At 52.7% G+C, this 20269-nt stretch carries 15 protein-coding genes; 9 read left to right on the top strand and 6 right to left on the bottom strand.

Features of this window, described 5'->3' with window-relative positions; translation table 11 throughout:
• Nucleotides 1-415 precede the first annotated feature (415 nt).
• Nucleotides 416-949 (bottom strand): lysozyme inhibitor LprI family protein, encoded by a 534-nt coding sequence (locus JK198_RS04370; protein WP_212710113.1) that lies wholly within the window; start codon nucleotides 947-949, stop codon nucleotides 416-418.
• Between the two features lie 452 nt (nucleotides 950-1401).
• Between JK198_RS04370 and JK198_RS04365 the strand changes: the two genes are divergently transcribed.
• Nucleotides 1402-2151 carry a transporter substrate-binding domain-containing protein gene (locus JK198_RS04365; protein WP_249212954.1) on the top strand — a complete coding sequence of 250 codons (750 nt, stop codon included), beginning with the start codon at nucleotides 1402-1404 and terminating at the stop codon, nucleotides 2149-2151.
• Between the two features lie 48 nt (nucleotides 2152-2199).
• Here JK198_RS04365 and JK198_RS04360 read toward each other — a convergent pair whose 3' ends face one another.
• Nucleotides 2200-3375 (bottom strand): M20 aminoacylase family protein, encoded by a 1176-nt coding sequence (locus JK198_RS04360; RefSeq protein WP_212710111.1) that lies wholly within the window; start codon nucleotides 3373-3375, stop codon nucleotides 2200-2202.
• A gap of 533 nt (nucleotides 3376-3908) precedes the next feature.
• Here JK198_RS04360 and JK198_RS04355 point away from each other — a divergent pair.
• Genes JK198_RS04355 through JK198_RS04345 form a run of 3 tightly spaced genes read left to right on the top strand, consistent with a single transcriptional unit; the run spans nucleotide 3909 to nucleotide 7434 of the window.
• Nucleotides 3909-4412 (top strand): sugar dehydrogenase complex small subunit, encoded by a 504-nt coding sequence (locus tag JK198_RS04355; protein ID WP_212706922.1) that lies wholly within the window; start codon nucleotides 3909-3911, stop codon nucleotides 4410-4412.
• Nucleotides 4413-4462: 50 nt separating this feature from the next.
• The gene (locus JK198_RS04350) at nucleotides 4463-6067 is read left to right on the top strand and encodes a GMC family oxidoreductase (RefSeq protein WP_212706921.1); all 1605 of its coding nucleotides are present in this window, start codon (nucleotides 4463-4465) and stop codon (nucleotides 6065-6067) included.
• A gap of 11 nt (nucleotides 6068-6078) precedes the next feature.
• On the top strand, nucleotides 6079-7434 hold the full coding sequence (locus JK198_RS04345) for a c-type cytochrome (RefSeq protein WP_212710109.1): 1356 nt from the start codon (nucleotides 6079-6081) through the stop codon (nucleotides 7432-7434).
• A gap of 44 nt (nucleotides 7435-7478) precedes the next feature.
• Here JK198_RS04345 and JK198_RS04340 read toward each other — a convergent pair whose 3' ends face one another.
• Together JK198_RS04340 and JK198_RS04335 are read right to left on the bottom strand one after the other, a co-directional pair.
• Nucleotides 7479-9119, bottom strand: coding sequence for a multidrug ABC transporter permease/ATP-binding protein (locus JK198_RS04340; protein ID WP_212706919.1), 1641 nt, complete (start codon nucleotides 9117-9119; stop codon nucleotides 7479-7481).
• 64 nt (nucleotides 9120-9183) lie between these two features.
• A complete protein-coding gene (locus JK198_RS04335; protein WP_249213252.1) occupies nucleotides 9184-11385 on the bottom strand; it encodes a TonB-dependent siderophore receptor in 2202 nt (733 codons plus the stop codon).
• 157 nt (nucleotides 11386-11542) lie between these two features.
• Between JK198_RS04335 and fhuF the strand changes: the two genes are divergently transcribed.
• The 4 genes from fhuF to fhuB all read left to right on the top strand — a co-directional run bounded on the left by fhuF (nucleotide 11543) and on the right by fhuB (nucleotide 15892).
• On the top strand, nucleotides 11543-12214 hold the full coding sequence (gene fhuF, locus JK198_RS04330; protein WP_212710107.1) for a siderophore-iron reductase FhuF: 672 nt from the start codon (nucleotides 11543-11545) through the stop codon (nucleotides 12212-12214).
• A 79-nt stretch (nucleotides 12215-12293) separates the two neighbouring features.
• The gene (locus JK198_RS04325; RefSeq protein WP_349290152.1) at nucleotides 12294-13031 is read left to right on the top strand and encodes an ATP-binding cassette domain-containing protein; all 738 of its coding nucleotides are present in this window, start codon (nucleotides 12294-12296) and stop codon (nucleotides 13029-13031) included.
• A complete protein-coding gene (gene fhuD / locus JK198_RS04320) occupies nucleotides 13021-13938 on the top strand; it encodes a Fe(3+)-hydroxamate ABC transporter substrate-binding protein FhuD (protein ID WP_212710105.1) in 918 nt (305 codons plus the stop codon). Before JK198_RS04325 ends, fhuD begins: the two co-directional genes overlap by 11 nt.
• On the top strand, nucleotides 13931-15892 hold the full coding sequence (fhuB, locus tag JK198_RS04315; RefSeq protein ID WP_212706915.1) for a Fe(3+)-hydroxamate ABC transporter permease FhuB: 1962 nt from the start codon (nucleotides 13931-13933) through the stop codon (nucleotides 15890-15892). The genes fhuD and fhuB overlap by 8 nt, the downstream gene beginning before the upstream one ends.
• Nucleotides 15893-15943: 51 nt before the next feature.
• Here fhuB and JK198_RS04310 read toward each other — a convergent pair whose 3' ends face one another.
• Nucleotides 15944-17299, bottom strand: a complete 1356-nt coding sequence (locus tag JK198_RS04310; protein ID WP_212706914.1) for a carbohydrate porin — start codon at nucleotides 17297-17299, stop codon at nucleotides 15944-15946.
• A gap of 579 nt (nucleotides 17300-17878) precedes the next feature.
• Between JK198_RS04310 and JK198_RS04305 the strand changes: the two genes are divergently transcribed.
• Complete coding sequence (locus JK198_RS04305) at nucleotides 17879-19093, top strand: MFS transporter (protein WP_212706913.1); 1215 nt, start codon at nucleotides 17879-17881, stop codon at nucleotides 19091-19093.
• 36 nt (nucleotides 19094-19129) lie between these two features.
• On the opposite strand, the gene JK198_RS04300 is transcribed toward JK198_RS04305, so the two are convergent.
• On the bottom strand, nucleotides 19130-20047 hold the full coding sequence (locus JK198_RS04300) for a bestrophin family ion channel (protein ID WP_212706912.1): 918 nt from the start codon (nucleotides 20045-20047) through the stop codon (nucleotides 19130-19132).
• Nucleotides 20048-20269 lie beyond the last annotated feature (222 nt).

The raw sequence follows: 20269 nt of genomic DNA, 5'->3' as shown, positions 1-20269 counted from the left end.
TGCCAGATATTTTGCGAAATAAAATGCGTTTAACGGGGACGGAAAAAAATTTCCTGCCGAACAGACGATAAATTTGAAATCAATCGCAAAGAATAAATATAACCTGCTGTTTTTAAATGATTTGATAAAAACACCAAAATAATGCAACCGCAGAAGGAATGCACTAAAAAGAAGCTGTCCGGGTTCTGGCCGGAAAACGGAAAACATCCTGCGTTAAGGGTGTTTTTTAGACAGAATGGAGTGCTATGCATGTGAAGCACTCCGCTCAAGACCCGCAGGCATAACAAGGTCCAACATTTTTTCCCAATGGGAGCGAAGCTGCAAAATACGACATTTTACAAAAAGAGCGGGATATGGAAGTTAAAAACATAAAAAAGGATCTCAGAAAGACCCTTTTAAAATTTATTTCCATAGCTTACATGTTGCCAGAAAGCTCAGCCAACTCTTCCCCTCTGGTTTCTGACATTTTTGCAACACACTGATTGACGGTCGTTTGATATGCCGGGCTTTTGTTATCTATCTGGAATGAGTATAACTTACAATCAGAATCCCTGAATTTAATCCAATCCCTCTGGGACGTTTTAATGTTGTTTACTAACGCCTGCTTTAAAGATTCATCATTTATATATGCAGAATGAACAGTACTTACATGATCACGAGCAGCAACGCCTTTAAGTCCTGCGCATTTTGATATTTTAACAGCCTGAGGGTTAGGTATGCCTGATGCAATCATATCATTATATACATCGTTCTCAGTACGCCCCCCCATATCATAACCACGACCAGGTGTTACGCCTGAAAGATCATTACCCGTCCAGTGAATAACCCGGCTATCATATAGAGATGATGAAATATCATTTCCTTCAGCGTTGTAAGTCAACTTACCTTCTAAAGTTTTAACCTGAGATTTGTGCACATACTGCCGCCCGTTGCCGGGATTTATCCACATACGCCTTCAGGTGCTGCCCGTCAGCCACCCTGAACAGCGTGCTGTCCTGCTGCGGGTAAGCCAGCCAGGGCACAGGTGTATATACAGGGTATAAAAAGTCAGCCCGCTCTCTGCCGTTTCGCCTGGCTGAACACGGTGGCGAATAAGTGCAAAGCGCACGAGCGTATTCCTGGCAGTCTGTTCCGCAGGGCAAAACGCACTCAGGCGGCACGTTGTCTATGCGGGGATTTACCGCTCATATTTATTGCGTCAGCCGATGCTCTCCCCCTGTTCTGATTGCGCTTAATCCCTGTTGACCGTTACTTTCTGTTCTGTTATTGAAATACAGGTTGCAGAGGACAGACTGCAGCAGAATTAAGAATACAGGGCCGGGTAACCTCCGGTTGCCGGATAACAGGGTATTATAATTAATAAGGTAATCATTAGTGAAAAAAATCATTTCTGCCTGTGGGCTGGCCGGTTTGTTAGGTATCAGCGGTATTGCCAGCGCTGCTGACGTATTGCGCTTTGCCGTGGATCCCACCTTTCCGCCCTTTGAATTTAAAACAGCAGAAGGCAAATTACAGGGATTCGATATTGATCTCGGTAACGCTATCTGTAAACAGGCACAGGTGACCTGCCAATGGACAGAGCTCAGCTTCGACGGTTTGATTCCGGCACTGCAAGCGAAAAAATTTGATGCCATCCTCTCTTCTATGTCCCGTACCGAGAAACGCCAGCAACAAATTGCTTTCTCGGACATGATTTATCATACACCGAATGCACTGGTGGTGGCTGACGGTAGCCATATCACCGATGACCTGGCAACGCTGAAAGGAAAAACTATCGGGGTTGCCCAGGGAACCACCCAGGAAGCCTGGGCGAAAGCAAAATGGGCCCCGGCCGGGGTACAGGTCGTCTCCTATCCTAATCAGGATGCAATCTACCCGGATCTGGTTGCCGGCCGGCTGGACGGCACCCTGACAGATGCCGTCACCGCAGATAACGGTTTTCTGAAAACACCGCAGGGGAAAGGTTATTCTGTCAGTGCACAGCCGGAAGATAAGGTGTTTTTCGGGCAGGGTTCCGGGATCGGCTTACGTCAAGGTGATACTGCCCGTCTGACCTTAATTAATAATGCTATCGCCGCGATCCATAAAAGCGGTGAATATGCGCGTATCGAAAAAAAGTATTTTACCTTCAGCGTCTATCCGCCACAGTAAGTCTTTCCCCGGTATCCGTACCGGGGAGAGCCCTTATCGGCTTACCTCTCAGCAGCAATGCCGTTGTACCAGCCTGACGAAGAAAGACGCCCCCGCAGAAATAATCTGGTCATTAAAGTCATACCCCGGGTTATGCAGTGAACAGCCCTGCCCCTGCGGGCTGTCATTTCCCAGCAGAAAATAACACCCCGGACGTTTTTCCAGCATAAAAGAAAAGTCTTCGCTGCCGGTGGATGGAATAATATTGTCTTCCACTGCATCGCGGCCAAAGACTTCAATCGCCAGCGCTTTAGCGTCAGCCGTGTGCTGCGCACTATTGGTCAGTACCGGGTAAGACTCACAGACCTGCAGGGTCGCCCTGGCACCGTAGCTCCGGGCTGTCAGTTCACTGATTTCATGAATACGGCGGATCAGCAGTTCCCTGACCTCCGGTTTCATTGCCCGTACCGTCAGTTCCATCTCCGCAGTTTCGGGAATAACATTGGACGCCACTCCCGCATGCAACATCCCGACGGTGACAATCGCCGTCTCTCCCGGAGTGACATTACGCGAGACAATGGTCTGTAATGACATAATCAGCGCGGCGGCGGCCACCAGCGGGTCGACGGTGTTTTCCGGGTGAGCCCCGTGCCCGCCTTTACCGTGCAGAGTGATCTTTACCGTATCAGCCGAGGCCATAAAATGACCGGCATAGAAACCAAATTTTCCGGCCGGCAGCCCGGGACGGTTATGTAATGCATAGATAGCATCGCAGGGGAAACGCTCAAACAATCCGTCCTGAATCATCAAATCAGCGCCGCCAATCGCTTCTTCCGCAGGCTGAAAAATCACATGTACCGTACCATCAAACCGGCATTCATCACTGGCCAGATATCTGGCTGCGGACAGTAAAATGGTAGTATGGCCATCATGACCACAGGCATGCATCTTACCGGGATGCTGACTGGCATAACTCAGTCCGGTGGTTTCCTGGATCGGCAAGGCATCCATATCAGCACGCAGGCCGATAGATTTCGCCGAATGCCCTTTGCTCAGCGTCCCCACCAGCCCGGTTTTACCTATTTCCCGCGTCACCCGGTAGCCCCATTCCGTCAGTTTTTCAGCGACAAACTGGCTGGTCTCAAATTCCTGCAGACTGAGTTCCGGGTGAGCGTGCAGATGACGACGGATAGCGATCATCTCCTCTTCATACTGTTTAATCGCCGGGATAACAACATCAGACATAGTGTATCTCTCTTTTTATAGGTTGTGTTTGCATCATCAACAGCATATCAGGGCCCGATAAATACTTAATCATAATTAACTTTCAGATCACTGACAGTCCGTCGATGAAAGTCATGATTCTGATGACCGGCTCATCGCCAGATACCGGCTGACAGCAATACAATGTTACCGGTAACCTTAAAAAGAGTATTACTTTGTTACATTACTCTTTATCAGGCCAATGCAGTAAAATTAACATAAATGAAACACTTTTGTTTTTTGGTTCAGAAATATACAACATCTTGATTTGGCTTTTTATTTTTATTAACCCTGATAAAACATCGAGTGTAAACGCTACCACAAAAAGATAATTCCGTCCGGTAACGCTGCCGGACACTCTCCGGCACCTGTTAAATATCCTGTACATAATAGTTAACCAGATGATTATACTTACCGGCGTTATCATTGTGATGATCACTATTTTTTGTCACTGGAATAACAATGTCGTGGTTACACCCTTTGCTGAACACTATAAATAACATCAGGAAATGTGAATGATTGATATGTTTAATAAGATATCGCGCAGGCGAATATTGCAGGGAATGGGCGCGCTGGCTGCCACATCACTGCTACCGTCAGCGATACTACCGGCTTTCGCCGACACACCTGACAATAGCGACTTTAGTGATATCTCCATGCTGTTAACCGGCCGTAACACTCTGCCTGCAGAATACAGTCGCGCGCTGTTTGCTGCTTTCAGCCACATTGATAGCCAGTTCCCGCAACGTCTGTCACGTCTGAAACAGTGGGTCACTCAGAATTCAGTCCCTGCAGCGGCCCTGAAAACGCGGCTGGCCGCCGACAGTCGTGTGACCGATCTGGCTGACTTACCGGCGCTGATCCTGACGGGCTGGTACCTGGGGATTGCCGGAAGCGGTGATAAAGCCATTTGTGTGGCGTACGTTGATGACCTGGCAAACCAGCAGGTTGCCGCGGTGCTTAACCCCCCGACTTACGCCTATGGCGCTTATGGCAGCTGGGCGGCCAGACCTTTTTAACCGGCCCTGCCGGTGAACTGTTAAATTTTATCCTGTGAGAAGTGATCAGAATGTCTGAAACTATTTCTGCCGATATCGTTGTGGTCGGCTCCGGTGTTGTCGGTTCCCTGACCGCCCGAAAACTGGCGCTGGCCGGTCGCAAGGTCCTGATGCTGGAAGCCGGCCCGCGCATCCAGCGTGATCAAATCGTCAATAATTTTCGCCACTCGGCCCGTAAAGACGATTTTATCGCCCCTTACCCGAATTCAGAAATCGCCCCGTTCCCCGACTATAAACCGGAAGATAACGGCTACCTGGACCAGACCGGGCCGAAAGCTTATAAGCCGGAATATCTGAGGGTGGTCGGCGGTACCAGCTGGCACTGGGCAGCACAAGCCTGGCGCTTGTTACCCAACGATTTCCGTCTGAAATCCCTGTACGGCGTCGGCCGCGACTGGCCGATCAGTTACGAGGACCTGGAACCCTACTATTACGAAGCGGAACTGCTGTGGGGAGTCTCCGGCCCGGACGCTATGGCTAAATATTCACCACGCCGGCACCCTTACCCGATGCCGGGCGTTACCATGTCTTACCTTGAACAGCGGGTGACCGCACGTCTGGCCCCCCGTTACGAAGTGCTGACCAATACCACCGGCCGTAATTCGGTTCCTTATGATGGCCGTCCCCAGTGTTGCGGTAACAACAACTGTATGCCGGTTTGCCCGATTGATGCACAGTATCACGGGGGGATCGCCGCCACAGCGGCAGAAATAGCCGGAGTAGAGCTGATTCCGCAGGCGGTGGTCTATAAACTTGAACACAACGGTCACGGCAAAATCACCGCGCTGCATTACTACGACTGGAATAAACAATCCCATCGGGTGACCGCGGACGTTTTTGTGATGGCCGCAAATGCGATAGAAATACCGCGTATCCTGATGCTGTCGGCAGATGATAAAAACCCCCGGGGTCTGTGTAATAACTATGATCAGCTGGGGCGTAACCTGATGGATCATCCCTCAAACTCTGCCACCTTTTATGTGGATGAGCCACTCTGGCCGGGCCGGGGCCCGATGAGCCCGTCATCTATTCAGCAATTACGTGACGGTGCATTCCGTTCCGAATCGGCCGCATTCCGTATTGATATTTCTAACTCATCACGGGTTGCCGGAGTCACTGCCGGGGCAATTAAAGAAGGACTGACCGGCGCAGACCTCGATAATGCCATTGTCTACCGTGCATCCCATGAACTGAGTATTAAAAACGTGCTCGAACAATTACCAGATCCTGATAACCGCACCATGCTCAGTACCCGTAAAAAAGATGCTCTGGGCTTACCGGTACCGGCATTCTCTTATTCCTATGACGGGTATATCGAAAGAGGTATGCAGCACTCCCTGAAAGTGTACGCAGAAATTGCCAGTCTGCTGGGTGCCACGGATGTCCGCTATTCACCGCCCGGCGTTTACAGTAATAACCAGCATATTACCGGCACCCTGGCCATGGGCCACGATGAAAAAACCTCAGTGACTGACCCGACAGGAAAAGCCTGGGAATTCGATAATCTGTACATGGTTTCTACCGGGGTGATGCCGACAGTGGCAACAGCCAACTCAACGCTGACTGCCTGTGCGCTCGGTTTACGTACTGCTGACGCCATTCTTGGCAAACTCTGAGGGGATCGCCGATGAAAAGATTGCTTTCTCTGAGCATTGCGGCTGCGCTCAGCGGGCTGGTGCTGACCAGCACCGCCTTTGCGGAAGATAGTGCCGGACAACGGCTGGTTGAAAAAGGGCAATATTTGGCTGTCGCCGGGGACTGTGCCGCTTGTCACACGACCGATGGCGGTAAGCCTTTTGCCGGCGGGCTGGCGATAGCCACCCCAATCGGTAAAATTATATCGACCAATATCACCCCGTCGAAAACTGACGGTATCGGTGACTATTCACTGGCCGATTTCGAAAAAGCAGTGCGCCAGGGCATCAGAAAAGACGGTGCCCGCCTGTACCCGGCAATGCCTTATACCTCTTATGCCAGAATCACCGATCAGGATATGCAGGCCCTGTATGCATACTTTATGCAGGCTGTGGCTCCGGTCGATCAAAAAACCCGGGCCACCGACTTGCCGTTCCCGTTCAATATCCGTTTTTCCATGGCCGGGTGGAATCTGCTGTTTGCGGGGGATAAGCCTTATACTGAGGACAGCAGTCAGTCTGCGGCCTGGAACCGCGGGGCTTACCTGGTACAGGGACTGGCCCACTGTTCAACCTGCCATACCCCGCGCAATGCCCTGATGGCCGAGAAACAGGGTCAGGCGCTGGCCGGTGCTTCGCTCGGTACCTGGTTTGCCCCGAATATCACCCCGGATATGCATGCCGGTATCGGTCACTGGTCTGCCAGTGATTTGGCCAGCTATCTGTCTGCCGGCCATTCACCGACCGGTTCACAGGCGGGTGGTCCGATGCTGGAAGCGATTAATAAAAGCTTTAGCCGACTGTCAGCCAGCGATATTAATGCCATCGTGACCTATATTCGCGCCACTACACCTCAGCCGGAGAATGCCGCGCCGGGCCGGTTACCTGCCAGCCCGCCGCGAGTCTCTGAGCTGGCGCTGATGAACGACAGTGCCTCACCGGGGGCTCAGCTTTATTCAGAACACTGTGCAACCTGCCATCAGTTATCGGGCCAGGGCAGCCGCGGATTGCCGGCGCTGTACGGCAATGCGGCGCTGCAGCGTCCGGTGGCTGATAATGCGGTAATGGCGATTCTCGACGGATTAACCCCTGACCACGGACAGGCTATGCCGTCATTCAGCAGCAGTATGAATGATCAGCAAATCTCGACACTGGTTAATTATATCTTCAGCACCTTCGGTGACAGGGAGGTACAGACCAGTCCGCAACGGGTCGCAGTACTGCGGGCAGGAGGTGCACCGTCCCCGCTGTTGTCGATAGCCAGGGGCGGAATGATCGCTGCCGTGGTGATTGTTGCCGGGCTGATTATCGCTGGTGTTGTGCGGCGATCCCGTCGTAAAAAACGCTGATACGGGTCACTTTCCCGGGGGCTGCCCGCGCAGCCCCTGTTTATTTATCCGCCCTGAACCGGCTGTGCAAGTACCTCTCTGGCAGCCTGCCGCCGCTGTGCTGCGGACAGTTCCATAAGCTGTCCCTGCTGCATCTGCAGGACCCGGTCTGCGACATCAAAGTAATCATCATCATGACTGATAATCAGCAGGGTTTTGCCCTGCGACACTAACCACGGCAACAATTCACGATAGAAATAGCGCCGGAACTGGGGATCCTGTTCGGCAGCCCACTCATCAAGAAACAAAATATCGCGCTTTTCCGCCAGCGCCAGTAACAATGCCACTCGTTTTTTTTGCCCCTGAGACAGTTCCAGCGTACTCAGCTGGTGATCCTTGACATAAATTTTCTCCCCCAGCTGCATTTTTTCCAGCCACTGTTCTGTCAGGGCCTGATCCTCCGGCTGTGGTTCAACAAACAGGGTTTTAAACAGATAAGGCCGGGTAAATACCACCGAAAACAGAGATTTTAACCCTGTATTGTCCAGCGGCTGATTATCCAGCCAGACTTTCGCCTGAGGATCTTTATACAAACCGGCCAGCATCTGACTAAGGGTCGATTTCCCGGAGCCATTGGCACCGATAATAAATACAATTTCCCCGCGTCTGAGAGTGGCATTCACCGGACCCACCCGGAACCCGCTCTGCGGGTAATACCAGCTGAGATTTTCCCAGCGCAGGATCTGCCAGTCGGCAGGGATCGCCGTAGCAGGCGGCGGCTCAGTCGTCGCCCGGTCGGGAAATATCTGATTGATTTTTTGCCAGGCCAGTTCCCCGCTCAGCAACGTCGGCCAGGCACCAATCGCCTGGAGCAACGGAGAGCGTAAAAACAAGACGGTCAGGGAGAAAGATGTGGCTGTGGTGGCGGAGATCCATCCCAGCGACCGGGACGCCAGGAAAATCAGCCCGATTAGCCCGAGCATCATGATATTTGACCAGTTAATCGCCGAAATATGAAAACTGTCGGCGCGGATAATATGCTGCCGGTAGCCGAGGGCCGCCTGCTGATAATCATGGTCATAAAAATGCCGGGCCCTGGCCGGATTCAGGCTCAGTTCTTTTTTACCGTGGATAACCACCTGGAAGACCTCCTGCAACTGGCTCTCATAGTCACGGACATGGCGGATATGATGATAGACCTTAGCCACCATCCGGTAACCGGTATAAAAAGTCAGCCCCATCCAGATAATCACTATCCCTGATACAGGCAGGGATAAATAGCCGAGATAGCCGATCGCCACCCCGCCCAGCACGACTCCCTGAATTAATTCAGGCAGACGGACAAAAGCCAGGGTGATATTACGAATATCCGGCCCCAGCAGAGACAGTAACTCACCGTCCCCCTGTTGCTCTAACTTATCCAGTGGTGTGGCCATCATTTGCCGGATGATCCGGCTGCGTTTCTGCCAGATAAAATGATGCCCCAGCGCCGTCAGTCCCCACTGTGCTGCCAGCGTAATCAGTAACAGCAGGATCAGCAGCCCGGTCAGCTTGCTCAGCCCGGTATATAACGAGCTTTCATCGGCCAGGGTCTGATTAATATAAGCAATGGTAAAAATACCCAGACAGGCACTGGTCAGGTTAAGCAGAATAATTCCGCCGATAGCCAGCAAATGCTGTTTCAGAATCGATCGTAGTAGCGACATAGTTCACTGTAAAAATGGCCGCCGGACTGGCCGGCGGACAGGGGCTGAGGAGCAACGGGAGTGATCAGAAATCGACACTCATTGATAATTTAAGGGTTCGCGGATCCCCCTGGGTCAGATAACCATTACTCTGACCGACGGTTTGCCAGTATTTTCTGTTGGTGACGTTTTCCAGCCCGGCGCGCCAGGTTACACGGGTCTCCTGCAGTGAGGTCACATACTGTACCCCGAGGTCCAGACGGGTCCAGGCCGGTATCGGCATAGTATTGGCCACATCGTAATACTGGCGGCTGGTATGCACCAGGGTGCCCGATAAGGTGACGCCCTGTACGCCCGGAATATCCCATTCAGAACCCAGTGTCCATTGATTACGCGGTACGCCTACAGCATCCTTACCATTGGATCCGTCGCTGGTATTGTGCATAACCGGTTTCAGCCAGCTGCTGCCGGCATTTACCCGCCAGCCGAGGATCGGCTCACCGAAGATATTGACTTCAATGCCCTGATTACGCTGTTCACCGGTCAGACGATACACCTGGTCACTGTCCAGACGGCCCGCCATCTTACGCATATCAAACAGGGCCAGGTTTCCGCCAAAGGTGCCACGCTGCACTTTAACCCCGACTTCGTTCTGTCGCGTACGTCCGATACCCGGCACCTGGCCTGCATTCACCGCATTTGACGGGGCAACGGCTGCCGCCTGCAGACCTTCCGTATGGTTTGCGTACAGAGACAGCCAGTCCTGTGCTTTCCATACCACACCATAGACCGGTGACCAGCGATGGGCATCAAATGCACTGGCCGTATCTTCCGCACCACTGTATTGGTAGTTACGTACCCGCAGTTTCTGGTAGCGGGCACCGGCCGTGAATAACAGGCGGTCGTCGAGTATCCCGAGCGTATCTGACAGGGAAATGCCGTTATTGACGGTACGGCTGCGTACGGAAGGTGCCGACATATTACCGCCGGAATAAATCATCGGCCCGGCAGTTACCGGCGAAGGGTTATAGATATTCGGTCCGGTGAAAGTTCCCGACATCAGATAGGCGCTGCCTGCCCGATTATAGATACCGGAATAACCGAGGTTAACCTGATGGCTGACATCACCGGTGCGGAATTTCCCGCGGACCCCGGCCATACCGGCCACTGTATCGGCAGAGTAATGAGTATCCAGACGGCTCATCGTGGAATCCCCGTTCAGGTCTGATACTACCGGCGACCCGCTGGCCGACCATTCATTGGTATGGTTAGCCCCGATAGCACTGTAGAATACCCAGTCCGGTGTCAGGTGGTAGTCATTTTTCAGTAAGGCATAACGGGTGGTTAAATTTGCGTAACTCCATGACTGCCCGTAGTTAGTGCGCGGATCCGGCGCATCAGGGACTTCGGTCATCCCCTTCGCCAGCCGGATACCTGCCCGGCCATTATGGATCGTCGATTTTACGTACCCCAGATCCAGTGAACTCTCCAGTTTATCGCCATGGTAATCAAGGCCGAGAAAAGCGGCAGTGGTACGATCTTTCTCACGGTGAATCTGTGTTTCACCTTCGCGCTGTACCAGGTTAGCACGGATACCAAACTGGTCCCGGTCACCGAAACGCTGACCAATATCGGCACTGACCCCGGGTTGCTGGCGGGAGGTATAATCGACGCTGATACGCCGGACCGGCGTACTGGTGGCGTGTTTAGATTCGATATTAATATTGCCCCCGGCACCGCTCCCTGCGGCAGGGACACCATTCATAAAGGCAGTGGAACCTTTAATAATTTCTACCCGCTCAACGTCTTCCAGAGGAAGAATTTGCCGTGGCAGGATCCCGTACAGGCCATTAAGGGCAATATCATCACCCAGCAGGTCAAACCCGCGGATACGGAATCCCTGAGAGAAATTGCCATAACCACGTACGTTCTGCACCGATGCATCATTTTTTACCACATCCTGCAAAGTACGGGCCTGCTGACTGTCTATCAGTGTTGAGGTGTAGCTGATCACATTAAAGGGAACATCAAGGGCTTTCTGTTCCCCCAGTACCCCCAGCCGTGCGCCATTGGCAATACCACCGTCCAGAAATGCCGGCAGTGGATCCTGACCATTATTGGTGTCTGCCCCCGGTCTGGCGGTAACCAGCAAGGTATTATTGCCGGTTCCGGCTTCATCCCCCGGGGGATGGCCTGCCCCAAGGGCATAACTACTGACCGGAAGAAGTGCCATCAGGATGGCCTGGCGGAGCAGACCGGGTGTGAAACTACTGCCACTCATTTTCATTTTTCTGCCTGGTTTGTCTGGTAAACCGGTACAGTTCGCGGATGTCTGCCGCTGACTGTTACCGGAAAAATGCTACAAAACGCAGCATAGTAATGCAACTCTTTATCATTTGCATTATTATTCCAGGAATTTTATTGTCAGCAGTGGAAATTTTGCCATGTCAGTCACCGATACTACGGCTGAACTGCCGTTTAGCGGCGTTCCTGCCAGGATCCTTTGTCAGCCGGACGCCTTTGGTGCATGGCTGCCCGCCGTCTGGCAACAGTATTCCCCGTCGGAAAAAGCCGCATGGCTGTCCCTGTGGTCGCACTGGCTGTTTGCCGATACGCTGATCAACTGGGCCGTGAGGCTGTGTTGCGAGCAGCGGGCCAGCCCGTTATGGGAATTCAACGGACAGCTACAACTTAACCACCACGGATACCCGGAGACCTGGCTGAATGCCGGTGCCCCGGGTCCGCAGTTACCCCTCGACAGGCAGCAACAGCAGCTGGAACAGCTGATCAGCCAGTTTATTGATCCCGTATGTCAGACACTGGCCACCTTTGCCGGACATAATCTGACCGTATTCTGGAGTAATGCGGCGGTCAGACTATGGCAGGGAATGCAGCGGGCTGCCGAAAAACAGGCGGATGTACAGTTGCTGGAGGCGTTATTCGCCATGCCCCGCCGGCCAGACGGCCAGGTCAACCGCTTATATGCGCCGTTACGCACCCTGAGCGGGCCGGACGGCTCTCCGCGCCAGCAACGCCGCCACTGTTGTCTGATTTTCCGGCTCGACGGGCATCAGAAGTGCCCGTCCTGTCCGCTGCTGAAAAGCGAAAACAGTTAATCCGATGAGAAAAAATGTGAACAGTCAGGATACCCTTGCCAGTGCGGCAACATTCGGCCTTTTTCAGGCACAAGTCAGTATTGAACAGCGGCAATTACTCCGCCCCCTGAACCTGCAGTTTTCACCACAGCGGGTCACGGGATTGATTGGCCATAATGGCTCCGGAAAATCTACCCTGATTAAACTGCTCAGCCGGCAGAGTACGCCTTCCGCCGGAGAGATCCGCTGGCATGGCAAACCCTTATCTGACTGGGGGGCCAGGGAGTTTGCCCGTCAGGTGGCCTATCTGCCCCAGAGTCTGCCGGTGGCGGAAGGAATGACCGTAAAAGAGCTGGTCGGGCTCGGGCGTTATGCCTGGCATGGCGCGCTGGGAAAAATGCGCCATGAGGATCATGACGCGATTGCCCGTGCGATTGCCAGTGTCGATCTCACCCGTGCCAGTGACCAGCTGGTGGAGAGTCTGTCCGGGGGTGAACGGCAGCGAGCGTGGATTGCCATGTGCGTGGTTCAGGGCAGCCACTGTTTATTACTGGATGAACCGACCTCCGCGCTGGATATTGCCCATCAGAAAGAGGTGCTGTCAGTGATCCACACCTTGTCACGGCAACGCAAGTTAACCGTTATTATGGTGTTGCACGACATTAATATGGCCGCACGGTTCTGTGATGAATTTATTGCCCTGAAACAGGGAGAGAAAATTTTTCACGGTAATGTCAGTCAGCTGATGACCCCGTCACAGCTGGAACAGATTTACGGTGTGCCGATGGGCGTCATCCGCCAGCCGGAGAACGGGGAGTATATCAGCTATGTCAGATAGTTCCGGCGGACAACCGGCACTGTTCAGCCGGCGTCAGTTATTACGCCGGTCAGCCTTACTGCTGGCCGCCGCCGGCCTGCCGTCAGTGTGCCGCGCGGTGGCTGCCCCGCTATTATCGCCGGTTGCCGCACTGGAGTGGTCGGCCGTCGAAATGCTGTATGTTCTGGGGCTGACACCAATGGCAGTCAGTGATATCAGTGGCTATAACAACTGGGTATCGGCACCGCCTGTCCCGCCTCAGGTCACCGAACTGGGGCTGCGCACCGAACCTAATCTGGAACTGCTGTACAGCCTGGCTCCCCGGTTACTGCTCCTGCCGCAACATTCGCCGTTATCCGTCTCCCGGCTACAGCAAATCGCCCCCGTATGGCAGTATCCGTTTGCCGTTGCCGGCAGCACACTGCTCAGTGTGGCGCGGCAGAATATACTGCAGCTGGCAGATCGTCTTGAACGTCAGCCCGTGGCACAGCAATACCTGCACAGTTTCGACCAGCAAATGGCGGTTTACCGGCAGCAACTGCAACCACTGGCAGGTAAAAAAGTGCTGATGTTTACCCTGATGTCACCCCGTCAGGCCCTGGTACTGACCCGCGACAGCCTTTTCGGCGAAGTCGTCACCGCCACCGGTCTGCAATCCGCCTGGCAGGGATCGTCCAGTATCTGGGGAAGTGTGATCGTCGGTATCGAGCAACTGCTGACCTGTCAGGCAGATATTGTGTTGCAGTTTTCACACGGTGATCAGGGGCTGACTAACGCATTGTCCGGCTCACCGGTCTGGCAGCAGATGCCTTTTAATCTGCAACACCGTCGCCGGCTTATTGAACCGATCTGGCTGTATGGCAGTCTTTATTCAGCATTACGTTTTGCCGGAAAACTGGTGCAGACTGCGGAGGAATACCGTGCGTAAATCCGCCGTGATATCAATTATTCTGCTGTTGTCGGTCGTGATTATGCTGTTACTGACCGTGAACAGCCTGCATTATTATTTTCCGCATCATCCCCGGGGACTGACGCCACAGGCTGTCGCTGATCTTCAGCAACAGAATATGCTGCTGTTGCACTACAGCTATCTGCCACGGATCGCCGTGGCATTACTGACCGGTGCAATGCTCGGGCTGGCGGGCTGGCTGTGTCAGTTATTACTGAAAAACCCGCTGGCCGAACCTTCGACCCTCGGTATTGCCTCCGGGGCTCAACTGGGCATGACGCTGGCCACCCTGCTGGGCAGCAGTGTGCTGATCAGTCAGGGGTTATCCCTGGCCGGTGCATTGGTCTGCGGGGTGATTATTTTTATTCTCAGTAATCAGCGCCGTCTGTCTCCCCTCACCCTGCTGCTGACCGGACTGATTATCGGACTGTTTTGCACCGCCTTGCAGAACGGGATTATGCTGTTCCGCCACCAGCAGTTGCAGAATGTGTTTATCTGGAGCAGTGGAAATCTGACCCAGAATGACTGGTCAGTGGTGAAAAATCTGACGCCGGTGGTGCTGATTATTGTCCTGCTGACTGTGCTTTTTTCCCGACCGTTAAACCTGCTGCGTTTATCCGATACGATGATCAGCAGCCTCGGTGGCCGCAGCCAGCGTATCCGGCTGGGGGGATTATTGCTGGTGATCTTCGCCGCCGGCTGGACTGTCAGCCAGGCAGGTATTATTGGTTTTATCGGCCTGTTTGCCCCGCAGATCTGCCGGTTACTGCCCCATAAGCGTTTTATCAGCCATCTGCTGCTGGTGATGCTGTTCGGCGCACTGATATTACTGGCCTGTGATCAGGTTGCCGTATTGATGGCGTATGGCGGCTATCAAATCACCGCCGGTAATATTACCGCCATCGGCGGGATCCCGCTGATGCTGTGGATTATTGCCCGTGCCCGGTTTGTTACCCTCCCGGACTTACATCCGCAGCCCCGCCGGGCACGGCAAATCAACCGCCGAAAATGGGCCCTGCTGGTAATACTGCTGATACTGGCTGCATTGCTGGCGGTGAGTATTACCCGCACCGGACAGGGTCTGCAACTGACCGGTTCTGATCCTTTAGGGTTCCGCTGGCCACGGGCCATGGTCGCCGGCAGTTGCGGCGCGCTACTGGCTATCGGCGGGGTCATATTACAACGCCTGACCGCCAACCCGCTGGCCAGCCCCGAAGTGCTCGGGGTTAACAGCGGCGCTGCATGCGGGGTGGTCGTTATGCTGTTAATCTTCCCCGGCGCGGCGGGGATCACTGTTTTCCCTGCTGCACTGGCGGGAGCATTGCTCAGCCTGGGGATTATTATTTGCTTCGCTTTTGCCGGAGCGGCATCGTCATCGCGTATTCTGCTGGCCGGAACGGCCCTGAGTGCCCTTGCCGCTGCCGTGATCAGTTTGCTGCTGGCCAGCGGCACACCCGATGCCAGTCAGATTATCAGCTGGTTATCAGGCTCTGCCTGGGGAGCTACCCCACAGACAGCGTTCAGTGGCCTGATCATCATTACTGTTGCCCTGCCCCTGTCGTTGCTGTTTTTTCGCTGGCTGACCCTGTTACCCCTTGGCGGACCCGTGGCCGCATCCCTGGGACTCGCCTTGCGGCCGGTCACCGGCGTACTGCTGGTATTTTGCGCCATCCTCAGTGCCTGTGCCACCCTGTTACTGGGGCCAATGAGCTTTATCGGACTGCTGGCACCTCAGGCGATCCGCCAGCTGGGGATCCGTCAGGCTGCGGTTGCCTTACCGGCCGCAGCCATCACCGGCGCGGTACTGATGATAGTGGCTGATACTCTGGGGCGGCTGGTTATCTGGCCTTTCCAGATTCCGGCGGGGATTATGGCGGTACTGCTGGGAACACCGGTATTTGTCTGGCTGTTATGCCGACAGAATAACGGCTGAGATTGCTGTCTGTCACTGACGGCCCGTTCACCCGCCAACGGGCCGTTATCCTCAGAAAACCACTACCGTTTTCAGCCCGGCAACCCAGCCATCGGCGGTATTTCTGTCACCCGCCGGGTTATGCCAGTACTGAATATCCGGCTGAACTTGCAGCCACGGGGTGATGGTAAAACGGTAATACAGCTCTGCATTCACCGAACTGCTGATGTTCGGATACCCCGCTACCGTCGGCAGAGACGCCACTCTGGCGAACGCGTACTTTTCGTTTCCATAGTGACTCATCCTGATATAGCTTACCCCCAGCCCCAGCCAGTCCCGCGGCCGGCTGTCAAACAGACCACGGTAACGCATGGATATGGCACTGGTCAGCTGAATCGGGTTAGTCCGGTGATCGGCCAGGCTGCCACTCCAGGACAGACTCATCCCGCGTTGTTTATTGTCTTTATGCGACGTGACCTGCTGATTCGCAGAGGCCCAGATAAATGCGGTATTGCCATAACTACGATACCCCAGCGGATCACGGCTGCCATCCTGCTGCGATTTTCCGCGTGATAAGTGAGGCTGGCTGGCATTGGTCAGCAATACACCGGCATTGTATAAACCCGGCAGACCTTTAACGGTGGTTTTCAGCTCGACTTCCAGCGGCAGCAGGACTCCGCGACTGCCTCTGGCGGACAGACTCCAGCCGCGATTTCGATCCGCGGCCCGCGGATTCTGTTCCATGATACCGCCTTTCAGAGTCACTTCCGGCGTCAGCTTATATTCCAGTGTGGTTCCCCAGCTATGCACGTTCCAGTTGTTCCACAACAGAGCATTGGCTGATTTTCCTCCACATTGTGTCAGCATCTGAAAATCACAGGGAATTGACTGATCGAAGGTCTGTACCTTATTCATCATACCGATACGCCAGAAAAGACGCCGCTCAAAAAAACTGCGGCTGAAAGTCAGCCAGCCAAGCCGTGTAATGGATTGCCCGCCCCAGCTTTCCTGAGCAAGATCATTAAACGGCAGTGCCGGATTCTGTAACCGTTCCGCCGTCAGATTATTATTATGATTACGGTTAACGATATTACCTTCGATAGTCGCATCAGGGATACCGGTGATCTGCTGCAGACTTTGCGAAAAAGTCAGGGCAAACTGGTCGATATAAGCCAGTTTGCGATCACGGTTATAACCTCCGCCGGTATTTACTGCCGACTGGCTGAGATAGGCCAGATTAAAATTAAACCCTGACCTGGCGAGATCTGATCTCAGGCCCAGCATATCGCCAAATACTCCGGGTTCTGAGGGTTCAAAACCTAATACACTTGCTTCCCATTGCGTGGCATAGGCCGGGCAGGAAAATACAGCACACAGAAATACTATTGATTTTTTACGATTACGCCACTGCTGGCCGGTTATATTCATACGCTCATCCTGAAAAGTAAATTAATCCGTTAGTTATTCGCAATAACAGAATATAAATACCGCCTGAGGACAGGAGTAGTATTATTCATCAGGCCGTTTCATTTTTTCAGAAAATATTAATCCGCCCGTCACAGAGATAACCCCTGGCGGTAAAGAGAATTCATACTGAAAAAATTATTTTTCGGACAGTCCGGTCTGTTATGCAATATTACTTTATCATTCAGTAACGCTGATAAAACATTCTTTTCAAAGTATCATTAATTATTGTGATAAGAGTCATACAGGAGGCGAGTCTATATCAGAATTATCCAGATCCAGTGTTGGCTAATGCGGATTATTCCAAAAGTATCTCCGCAAGGACCTATTACTGATAACTGATTGTTCAGTGGCCCTGCCCGGGAAGCATCGTCCCGGCTGGCGCGGAGCCGGCCAGCGGACAGCATACTCACGGGTAAAAAAGTGCTTGTTTTACCGCTGTTCCCTGCGTTTCAACGGGTTAAATGTACTTTCCCCTGCCAATCAGAGACTGTCTGGCGTATACTTTTTCCTCCCTGACCTCACCAGACTCCGTTATTGCTTATGATTTCCTGGAAAAAGAACCTGTTATCTCTGTGGCTGGGATGCTTTATTACAGGTTTAGGCACCAGCCAGATTCTGCCCTTTTTACCGCTCTATATCTCACAGCTCGGGAATTATGACACAGCCAGTCTGACCCTGTGGTCAGGGCTGACCTTCAGTATTACTTTCCTTATCTCGGCCATTGTTTCTCCGTTATGGGGGCGGATGGCCGACAGTAAAGGACGTAAACTGATGCTGATCCGTGCTGCTGTCGGGATGGCGATTGCGATTTTTTTCCAGGGGATGGTGACCAGTGTCTGGCAGTTATTTCTGTTACGTGGCCTGATGGGGCTGGCTTCCGGGTATATCCCCAATGCAATGGCGTTAATTGCCTCTCAGGTACCGAAAGGAAAAAGCGGCTGGGCATTAAGTATTTTGTCTACCGCGCAAATCAGCGGTTTTCTCGGTGGCCCGTTACTCGGCGGATATCTTGCCGATCATGTCGGACTGCGCCCGGTATTCCATGTCACCACTTTGTTACTGGTACTGACTACCCTGGTGACCCTGTTTTTTATCAAAGAACAGCCGCGTCAGAAATCTGAAAATAAGATCCGTACTAAGCCGGTATCTGTCTGGAAAACGGTACCTTCGCCCAGTATTATTCTGTGTCTGTTATTCTGTACTCTGGTAGTGCAATTATGTAACGGTTCCGTTAATCCGATCCTGTTTTTATATGTGCAGCACCTTGCTCCGGACAGTCATAATATTGCTTTTATGAGTGGTTTTATTGCCGCACTGCCGGGAATGTCAGCCTTAATTTCCGCCCCGGTCTGGGGACGGATGAGTGATAATATCGGACCAAAGCGGATTATTTCGGTGGCGTTTGTCATGTTTATTATATTACTGACCTTAATGTCGCTGGTCAGCAGCGTCCCCCAGTTTTCTGTATTACGTTTCCTGCTGGGGTTTGCCGACGGTGCCATGTTTCCTGCCATCCAGACCCTGTTACTCACCTATTCATCGGCGGAAGTCTCAGGACGGGTGTTCGGTTATAACCAGTCATTTATGAACCTGGGCAATGTCACCGGCCCGTTGCTGGGTTCTGTCACTTCTGCCGTACTGGGCATGCGCTGGGTATTTCTGGCCTCAGCGATTGTGATTCTGATTAACCTGATTTACCTGACCCTGACCTTCAGAACCGCACAGCGGGCCGCCAGCCTGGTGACCCGTGACTGAGTGGTGACATAGCAGCCGCACTGGCTGCCATGGCGATTATGTCAGCTGAAAACGGTGGTCTGGTAATAAAGGCGCCGGCAACGGCGACTGATCGTTCATTTCCAGCATATGCCGTTCAATGGTCAGACAAATAGCATCGAGGGGTAAATGGTTGGATCCGGTACCAAAAGGCTGTTCCAGCTCTTCTGCCAGTGAATCCAGAGACAGAAAGGTGTAGGAAATAAAGGCTGACACCAGTACTGTCATATAATGCAGTTCGGTGACCAGTGAAAAAGGTAATAAAGTACAGAACAGATAGACTGTGCGGTGCAGTATCAGACTATAGGCAAACGGGATCGGGGTATTATCCAGCCTTTCACAGCCGCCGAGTAACGTTTCCAGTTTGCGTAATGCCTGGTCCATTTCGCAAAAAATAATATCGGATATTTTTCCCTGTCGCCGCAGATCCCCGAGGAACTGACCGCTGACTAATAAAATACGGTTAGCGCGGAAAGGGCTGGCCAGCACCTGCGATTGTAGTGCTGCGGGTAAAATACGCCGCAGATCTTCGGTTGCATCGGTTGATCTTAGCTGATGTTTTAGCGCATATGCATAGCCGGTCAGTAATTGAGAAAACGTGATCAATTGCGGTGAATTTTCCGGTAATACGCAATGTAACTGGCGCAACAGAATACGGCAGTTAATCAGTAATGTCCCCCACAGCAACCGCGCCTCAAGGAAACGTCCGTAACTGGCATTATTACGAAAGCCAAGGAAGATAGCGATGGCTATTCCCAGCAGACTAAAAGGGGCGGTAGACAACTTAACATTCAGGCTCTGGTACCAGGGGAGGACCAGAATAGCGACTATTGATATCGCAACATTCAGTCCCATGCGGAAGGCAATATCAGACAGTACTGAACCATGCCAGTCAAACAGGCGCAGGAACCAGTGCTGTGGTTTACGGATAATCATTTTATATTAACGCCGGAAGAATCAATGGGGCAAATTATACAATAATTCTGATGTAACACCGAACAATGCATTATCTCCGCGATCCGTCACTGGCCGCAGGCCCTTTTCCGGGTCCTTCCTGTTATAAGCACATAAACTTTACTGATATAATTGTTACAAATCAGGTAAAAAAAAACAGATCTGATTCTATTTTGTTCAATTGGTGAAAATTTATAATTTTAA

This window comes from Tatumella sp. JGM91, assembly GCF_018257575.1.
In the GTDB taxonomy this organism is placed as follows: domain Bacteria; phylum Pseudomonadota; class Gammaproteobacteria; order Enterobacterales; family Enterobacteriaceae; genus Tatumella; species Tatumella punctata.
This window is presented reverse-complemented; position numbering and strand designations above follow the sequence as displayed.

Bases quoted from the DNA above. Each gene is read 5' to 3' on its own strand.
- fhuF (WP_212710107.1), top strand. From the start codon at position 11,543: ATGTCAGTCACCGATACTACGGCTGAACTGCCGTTTAGCGGCGTTCCT.
- JK198_RS04335 (WP_249213252.1), bottom strand. From the start codon at position 11,385: ATGAAAATGAGTGGCAGTAGTTTCACACCCGGTCTGCTCCGCCAGGCC.
- JK198_RS04345 (WP_212710109.1), top strand. From the start codon at position 6,079: ATGAAAAGATTGCTTTCTCTGAGCATTGCGGCTGCGCTCAGCGGGCTG.
- JK198_RS04305 (WP_212706913.1), top strand. From the start codon at position 17,879: ATGATTTCCTGGAAAAAGAACCTGTTATCTCTGTGGCTGGGATGCTTT.
- JK198_RS04360 (WP_212710111.1), bottom strand. From the start codon at position 3,375: ATGTCTGATGTTGTTATCCCGGCGATTAAACAGTATGAAGAGGAGATG.
- fhuD (WP_212710105.1), top strand. From the start codon at position 13,021: ATGTCAGATAGTTCCGGCGGACAACCGGCACTGTTCAGCCGGCGTCAG.
- JK198_RS04350 (WP_212706921.1), top strand. From the start codon at position 4,463: ATGTCTGAAACTATTTCTGCCGATATCGTTGTGGTCGGCTCCGGTGTT.
- JK198_RS04340 (WP_212706919.1), bottom strand. From the start codon at position 9,119: ATGTCGCTACTACGATCGATTCTGAAACAGCATTTGCTGGCTATCGGC.
- JK198_RS04355 (WP_212706922.1), top strand. From the start codon at position 3,909: ATGATTGATATGTTTAATAAGATATCGCGCAGGCGAATATTGCAGGGA.
- JK198_RS04370 (WP_212710113.1), bottom strand. From the start codon at position 949: ATGTGGATAAATCCCGGCAACGGGCGGCAGTATGTGCACAAATCTCAG.
- JK198_RS04310 (WP_212706914.1), bottom strand. From the start codon at position 17,299: ATGAATATAACCGGCCAGCAGTGGCGTAATCGTAAAAAATCAATAGTA.
- JK198_RS04300 (WP_212706912.1), bottom strand. From the start codon at position 20,047: ATGATTATCCGTAAACCACAGCACTGGTTCCTGCGCCTGTTTGACTGG.